This window comes from Frankia canadensis, assembly GCF_900197875.1.
Lineage (GTDB): Bacteria > Actinomycetota > Actinomycetes > Frankiales > Frankiaceae > Frankia > Frankia canadensis.
The window spans coordinates 1-7279 of the sequence record NZ_FZMO01000200.1; the positions used below are offsets into that span (position 1 = coordinate 1).

General features: G+C 73.3%; 7 protein-coding genes. 2 read left to right on the forward strand and 5 right to left on the reverse strand.

The window, feature by feature from the left end; translation table 11 throughout:
- The 5 genes from C1A33_RS16595 to C1A33_RS16615 form a co-directional block, all read right to left on the reverse strand.
- Window positions 1-342 (reverse strand): class I SAM-dependent methyltransferase (locus C1A33_RS16595; protein WP_165818431.1); only part of this gene is annotated, 342 nt, incomplete at its 3' end.
- A complete protein-coding gene (gene add, locus C1A33_RS16600) occupies window positions 339-1376 on the reverse strand; it encodes an adenosine deaminase (RefSeq protein ID WP_101832398.1) in 1038 nt (345 codons plus the stop codon). The genes C1A33_RS16595 and add, both read right to left, overlap by 4 nt.
- Window positions 1377-2570 (reverse strand): cyclic dehypoxanthinyl futalosine synthase, encoded by a 1194-nt coding sequence (gene mqnC, locus C1A33_RS16605; RefSeq protein WP_101832399.1) that lies wholly within the window; start codon window positions 2568-2570, stop codon window positions 1377-1379. It lies immediately after the preceding gene.
- An 88-nt stretch (window positions 2571-2658) separates the two neighbouring features.
- Entirely contained in the window at window positions 2659-2961 is a 303-nt protein-coding gene (locus C1A33_RS16610; RefSeq protein ID WP_101832400.1) for a hypothetical protein, read from the reverse strand.
- A gap of 56 nt (window positions 2962-3017) precedes the next feature.
- Window positions 3018-4826: a protein kinase domain-containing protein gene (locus C1A33_RS16615; protein WP_101832401.1), complete on the reverse strand. Its 1809-nt coding sequence runs from the start codon at window positions 4824-4826 to the stop codon at window positions 3018-3020.
- Window positions 4827-5325: 499 nt separating this feature from the next.
- Here C1A33_RS16615 and C1A33_RS16620 point away from each other — a divergent pair, with 499 nt between their 5' ends.
- Both C1A33_RS16620 and C1A33_RS16625 read left to right on the forward strand, forming a co-directional pair.
- Window positions 5326-6366 (forward strand): NAD(P)/FAD-dependent oxidoreductase, encoded by a 1041-nt coding sequence (locus C1A33_RS16620; RefSeq protein WP_243407629.1) that lies wholly within the window; start codon window positions 5326-5328, stop codon window positions 6364-6366.
- 31 nt (window positions 6367-6397) lie between these two features.
- Window positions 6398-6895 (forward strand): sirohydrochlorin chelatase, encoded by a 498-nt coding sequence (locus tag C1A33_RS16625; protein WP_101832402.1) that lies wholly within the window; start codon window positions 6398-6400, stop codon window positions 6893-6895.
- Window positions 6896-7279 lie beyond the last annotated feature (384 nt).

Here is a 7279-nt window from a genome sequence, read left to right on the forward strand (position 1 = left end):
CTCTACCGCAACGAGCGGGTGGTCATGGACATGTGCCGGTTCTGCCAGACCGGCCCGCTCGGCGAGGCGGCGCCGGCCCACCCGCAGCATGCCGAGGGAGAAGTCGCAGGCCACGACGTCGACGCCAGCCTGCGCGAACACCCACGACGAAGTCGCCGTGCCGGCGGCGAGATCGAGCACCCGCTGCCCGGGACGCAGGTCGAGGGCGGCCGCCGTGGCACGCCGCCAGCCCCGGTCGAGACCACCGCTGAGCACGGCGTTGGTCAGGTCGTAGCGGCCGGCGACGCCGTCGAACATGGCGGCCACCTCCCGCGGCCGCTTGTCCAGCCCCGCCCGGCTCATCGCACGCTCCCCGCCCGGACTGCCTGTTCGGCCGCGTCCCAGTCCGTGGCCTCGCCGAGGACACGCAGCCGCTCGCGGGTCGTCTCGTCGCACAGCGCACCGGCGACGCCGGCCGCGTACAGGTCCCGGGAGCGGGCGCCGAGCCTCGCGGCCACGGCGTGCTCCGCGCCCAGATCGGTGTCGAACATGGCCGGGTCGTCGGTGGCCAGCGAGCACGCCACGCCAGCGGCGCGCAACGCGGCCAGCGGATGCTCGGCCAGGCTCGGCACCGACCGGGTGCGCAGGTTCGACACCGGGCAGACGTCCAGCACGATCCGCTCGTCGGCGAGCCGGCGGACCAGCGCCGGATCCTCGACCGCGCGGATCCCGTGCCGGATCCGCCGGGCCCCGAGGGCGTCGAGCGCGCCGCGCACCGACTCGGGCCCCGCCGTCTCGCCCGCGTGCGGGACGGCGGCGAGACCCGCGTCCGCGGCCAGCGCGAAGGCGGGCGCGAACGGCTCCGGCGGATGGCCGGCCTCCGGCCCGCCGAGCCCGATGCCAACGAGTCCCCGCTCGGCGAAGCGCGCGGTCCAGCCCGCCACCTCCACCGCGGACTCGACCGGCAGCACCCGCTCGATGTCCGGCGTCAGCCGAACCTCGACGCCGTGGCGCTCCCGCGCCTCGATCGCCCCGTCGGCGTAGCCGTGGAAGATCTCCTCCACTCGCACACCGCGCTGCACCCGGAACCACGGGGAGAAGATCCCCTCCAGGTACACGGCGCCGTGCGCGGCCGCCTCGGCGGCGTACTCGACGACGACCTGGCGGAAGTCCGCCTCGGTCCGCATCACGTGCGTGGTCATGATCCAGACCTGGATGAAATGGTCGAAGTCGCGGAAGCGGTACAGCTCGGCGAGCCCCTCCACCGTCGACGACGGCAGCGACTCGCCGTTGCGCCGCGCCATCGCCAGCAGGGTGGCCGGGCGGACGGTGCCCTCCAGGTGGACGTGCAGCTCGATCTTCGGCCCGGTCGGGTGCGACGCGGCAGGCTCGCTCATTCAGCTCGCGACCAGCGGCAGGGCCGTGGAGGAGAAGTGGGAGGCGACGCGGTCGTCGACCGGGTCGAGCGCCGGGTCGCGGTGGACGACCAGATGGCGGTACAGCGTGTCGCGCTGGGCCGGGATCCGCCCGGCCGTGCGGATCAGGGAGATCAGCTCGGACCGGTTGGTGCGATGGCGGGCACCGGCGGAGGAGACGACGTTCTCCTCCAGCATCACCGAACCGAGATCGTCCGCGCCCATGTGCAGGGTGAGCTGGCCGACCTCCTTGCCGGTCGTCAGCCAGGAACCCTGCAGGTGGGCGATGTTGTCGAAGAAGAGCCGGGCGACGGCGACAAGACGCAGGTACTCCAGGGTGGTCGCCTGGGTGCGCCCGCCGAGGTGGTTGTTCTCCGGCTGGTAGGTCCACGGAATGAACGAGCGGAAGCCACCGGTGCGGTCCTGCACGTCGCGGATCATCCGCAGGTGCTCGATGCGCTCGGCGTTCGTCTCGCCGGTGCCCATCATGAAGGTCGCGGTGGACTCCAGGCCCAGCGTATGCGCGGTCTCCATCACCGACAGCCACACGTGGCCCGGCTCCTTCAGCGGGGCGATGGCATGCCGCGGGCGCTCGGTGAGGATCTCGGCGCCGGCGCCGGCGAAACTGTCCAGCCCCGCCTCGCGCAGGCGGGTGATGACCTCGGCGATCTCGATCCCCGAGGTACGGGAGATGTGCACGACCTCGCTCGCGCCGAGGGAGTGCAACGCGAGCTGCGGATACGCCGCCTTGATCGCGGTGAACACACCCTCGTACCACTCGATACCGAAGTCCGGGTGATGACCGCCCTGCAGCATGATCTGGGTGGCGCCGAGGTCGACCGCCTCGCCGCACTTGACGACGATGTCCTCGACCTCGCGGACCCAGCCCTCCGCGTGCTTCGGGGCCCGGTAGAACGCGCAGAACCGGCAGGCGGTCACGCAGACGTTCGTGTAGTTGATGTTACGGTCGATGATGTAGGTGGCGATGCCGTCGGGATAACGGCTGCGCCGCACCGTGTCCGCCGCGGCGCCGAGCGCGTGCAGCGGCGCGCGGGTGTAGAGGAGCAGGGCCTCCTGCGCCGAGATGCGCCCGCCCGCGGCGGCCCGGTCGAGGACCGACCGGATCTCGTCGCCCCGACCCACCGGAATTTCGCCGTCGGCATCCACATCGCTCACCCCGCGATCGTACGACCTGCACCCCACCCCTGGGCCGGGTCAGGACGCCGCTCACGTCGCCGGCTCACGTCGCAGCCGACCGCCCCGATCAGCGGTCGGGACGCGCCGTGGGGTCGGCCGCGCCGGCGCCCGGGTCGACGTCCGCGTCATACCCGCTCACCGACCCGCCTGCCCCGAAGCCGCCAGGACGCTCGGCCTGGTCCCGCCCGGCGGGCGGGGCACCGCCCGGGTGCTGGCCGTGACCGCGGGCCCGGCTGGTGATCTTCTCCTGCATCTGCTTGATCTTCTGCCGGTTCTCCGGCTTGTTGGCCGCGGCCTTGGCCTTGTCGACCATCTCCCGCGTCTTCGGGCTGTGCAGGAACTCATTGATCCTGGTGCTGAAGCTCGCCATGGGTTCGGTGTACCTACCCGGAGCGGGGTTTACGCCTCCGCATCACGCGGGGCGCACTAGTTGCCGTTGTCGGAGCCGCCGGAGAAGGTCTTCTTCACCTCGTCCCACGCATGGTCCAGACGGTCGTCAAAGCCCTGCCTGACGGAGGTCGCGACCTTGTCCCAGAGCCGGGTCCGCTGCTGGTCGACCATCGAGGCGATCTGGTCGGCGGCCGAGAGCAGCAACAGGACGAGCAGGACGAACAGGATCGTCTTCTTGAACGGGATCCGCAGCCGCATCCGCCGCCGACGGCGCGGGCGCGGCGCCGGCTCGTCATACGGGTCGGCCTCCCGCTCGCGGCGGGCCGGCCGCTCGGCGACGAGACGCGGCGCCGGCGGCTCCCGCCGAGCGGGCTGGTAGGGCTCGGCGGGCGGATACGGCTGAGCACGCCGATCCGGCGCCTGGCGCTGGGCCGGCTGGTAGGGCTGGGCCGGCTGGTAGGGCTGGGCCGGCTGGTAGGGCTGGGCCGGCCGGTGGCGATCAGCCGGATGCGGGGACGGTGCCTGGCGGCGGTCCGCCGCGGGTGGGCGGGCGCCAGCGCCTGGGCGCGGCGGGGGCGGCGGTTCGTCGCCGTACTGGACGAAGCCGCCCCGCCGTCGACGCCGTCCCGGTACGCCGGCGTCACCGGCTCCGCCGCCGAAACCACCGCCCGGCCCGGGACGCACCCCGCGCCCGCCCGCGCCCAGGCCGGCAAGGTCGGGCGCCGGTACGGGGGGTCCGGCAGGCGGCGGCAGGTCGTCCGGCTCGTCCCACCAGTTGCGCTGCTGCCCGGAGCCGGCCACCCGGGTCGGGTCCGGCCCGGCAGCCGCGTATCCACCGCGGTGCCCCGCACCCCGTGCCATCGCCCCGGCAGCGCCGGCCAGCCCAGCAGCCCCGGCCAGTCCGGCGGCCTCGGCCGCCGCGCTGCGGCCCCGCGGCCAGGTGCCGTGCAGCAGTTCCGTCGCCGCGACCCGGGTGTCACCACCGGACGGCGCCTGCTCGCCGAGCAGGCTCATCAGCAGCCGCTCGGTCGTCGGACGGGCGCGTGGGTCACGGGCGAGCGCGGCGCTCACCATGCCTTCGAGATCCGCGGGTATGCCGCGCAGGTCGGGCCGACCGTTGAGGATCTTCTCCGACATCTCCGTGTAGGTGCCCTCCCCGTAGGGATGGCCGCCGAGGGCGGCGTAGGCGATGAGCAGTCCCCAGGCGAACACGTCGACGGCGGGGCCGAGCGGGGCGCCCTCCATCTGCTCGGGCGCCATCCAGCCGACCGAGCCGAGGACGAGGCCGGTCTGGGTTCGACCCTGCGCCGCGTCGAGCGCGCGGGCGATCCCGAAGTCGATCACTCTGGGGCCGGAGAAGGACAGAATGACGTTGCTGGGCTTGAGGTCGCGGTGCACGATCCCGGCCCGGTGGATGGCGGTCAGCGCGCTCGCGACCCCGATCGCCACGCCCTGCAGCGTCGACAGCGGCAGCGGGCCGGACTCGGCGACGACGTCGTCGAGCCGCACGCCGTCGATGTACTCGGTGACGAGGTACGGGCGGCGGGCCTCGGGGTCGGCGTCGAGAACCTGGGCGGTACAGAACGGGGCGACGCGGCGGGCGGCGGCGACCTCGTCCCGGAACCGGTCGCGGAACTCGGGATCCGCGGCCAGATCCGAACGGATAACCTTGATCGCGACAGGTGCGGCGCGGCCGTCGCGGGCAAGGTACACGGTGCCCATGCCGCCGGATCCGAGCCGGCTCACGACCCGGTAGTCGCCGATGACCGTCGGATCCTCGGGGTGCAGCGCCTCTCCCCGGGGTCCGCCACCGATCCGGCTCCGGCCCGTCGATCGATCCGCCACTGGTCTCCTACCTGTGTCCGTCCAGTCCCCACAGCCGCACGCAGCCGCTCGGGGCACCGCCGGACGGCCTCGACCGCACCTCCGACGCCGACCGCACCTCCGAGGCCGAGCTCACCACGGATACCGCGCCTCCCCCACGCGAGGGGACGAACCCATCATCACGCCACGGGCCGCCCGGCCCAACCAGCCGGGACCACCGGGACGCCCGGCCCACCACGCTAACCCCCACCGCACCCGACGCACGGTCCCCTGTCCGCCTTCTGACCACAACCGGCTGACCACAGCGGCGTTGCGCGGCGTCCCCATCCCGTGGCGGTGCGTGGCCGGACCGCCGCCGCGACCACATGGCCCGGGTGACGATGCCCGCGTGACCCACATGCCCGCGTGACATCTCCGGCAGGATGGACGTCCGGCAGGATGGACGTCCGGCAGGACGGCCGTCGCGCCCCGAACAGGAGCGCCGCCCTGTCGGTCGACATCAAGCCTGGAGGGAGCCGCCGTGACCGCACGACCCGCCACGGACGACGCGGCCGGAAGCGAGGCGGCCGGAAGCGACATGGGCGTCCAGGTGGACATGCTGGTCGTGGGAGCGGGGCCGGCCGGGCTGTTCGGGGCCTACTACGCGGGGTTCCGGGGGATGTCGGTCGCGGTGATGGACACGTTGCCCGAGGTCGGCGGGCAGATCACCGCGATGTACCCGGAAAAGGTGATCTACGACGTTGCCGGCTTCCCTGCGGTACGCGGGCGGGAGCTCGTCGACGCGCTCGCGGCTCAGGCCGCACCCTACGACCCGATCTACCTGCTCGGCCGCCAGGCCACCGAGCTCGCGCACGAGCCGGACGCGGTGGTGGTGACCGACGAGACGGGTCGGCGGGTCCGGGCCCGCGCCGTGGTGATCACCGGGGGCCTCGGGGCGTTCGCACCGAAGCCGCTGCCGGTCGGCGGCGGGCATCTCGGTCGGGGCCTGTACTACTTCGCGCCACGGCCCGACGAGCACACCGGGCGGGACGTCACCGTCGCCGGCGGCGGGGATGCCGCGGTGGACTGGGCGCTGGCGCTCGTGCCGGTCGCGCGGTCGGTGACGCTGGTCCACAAGCGGGAGCGGCTGCGCGCCCAGCCGGCGGCGGTCGCCCGGGTCGAGGCATCCGGTGTGGAGATCCGCACGCTGACCGACCTCGTCGCCGTGCACGGCGAGGACTGGGTGGAGAAGGTCGAGCTGGAGGATTTGCGCGACGGGTCCCGCGAGATCCGCCCAGCGCAGGCGATCGTGGCCGCGCTCGGCTTCGGCACCGACCTCGGGCCGCTGACCCGCTGGGGACTCACCGTCGAGCGGCGGCGCATCCTGGTCGACTCGGCGATGTCCACCGGCGTCGCGCGGGTCTTCGCCGCTGGCGACCTCGTCGACTACCCCGGCAAGGTCCGGCTCATCGCCACTGCCTTCGGCGAGGTGGCGACCGCGGTCAACAACGCCGCCCCGGTCCTCGACCCGACCGCCAAGGTCTTTCCCGGCCACAGTTCCGACGACGGCCCGCCGACCTGACCAGGCGCGCCGATCGGCGCACACTGGTGGCATGCGCGGACTTCTGGTGATCGGGCACGGCTCCCGGCGCGGCGAGGCGAACGCCACCGTCCGCGAGCTCGCTCGCCGGCTGGCGACCGGCTCCGCGCACCCAACCGCCCCCTGCGCCGACGTCTCACCGGGACCCGACGGCTCACCAGACCCCGCGCCGAGTTCCACTGGTTCTCAGAGCGCGAACGATCCCCGGCCGTGGGGCGCGGTCGAGAGCGCGTTCCTCGAGGTCACGCGTCCGAACATCGCCGAGGGCTACGCGAACCTCGCCGCCGCCGGCTGCACCGAGATCATCGTCTACCCGTTCTTCCTGTTCGACGGGAACCACACACATCGCGACATCCCCGCGGCGCTGGACGAGGCCCGCGAGCGCCACCCGACCACCCGCTGGATCCTGTCCGAGCCACTCGGACTGCACGCCTGCGTCATCGAGGCGGTCCGCGCCCGCCTCGATGACACCCTGCGCGGCCTCGTCCACGCCGCCGGCACCTCCACCTGACCAGCCCTCTCCTGGCCGGCTCCCTCCTGGCCGCTCCTCCCCTGACCGGAGACCGCAGCCTTGCGCGCCCACGGAACCTCGGCCGCGCCCAACGGCCCCACCGGTGGGATCCAACCTTCACGGGGTCATCACGGGGGAATTGCGGCGAGTCAGGCCAGATCCGCCGTGGGACTGACCGTTACAGAGGTGGCCGCGCCTGACGCGTGCCTTGCCCTCACACGTCACCGCATCTGATCACCGTCAAACCCGCCGCACCGATGGGCCGGCCAGCTTCCTGTTCCCGCGGTAACACCGATTTTCGCCCTTGCGGTGATCGTCCAGACCCGACCGGAGCCTTTGCGTCAAGGCAAAAAACTGTCGGAGGCGGGTGCGACGATCAGACCC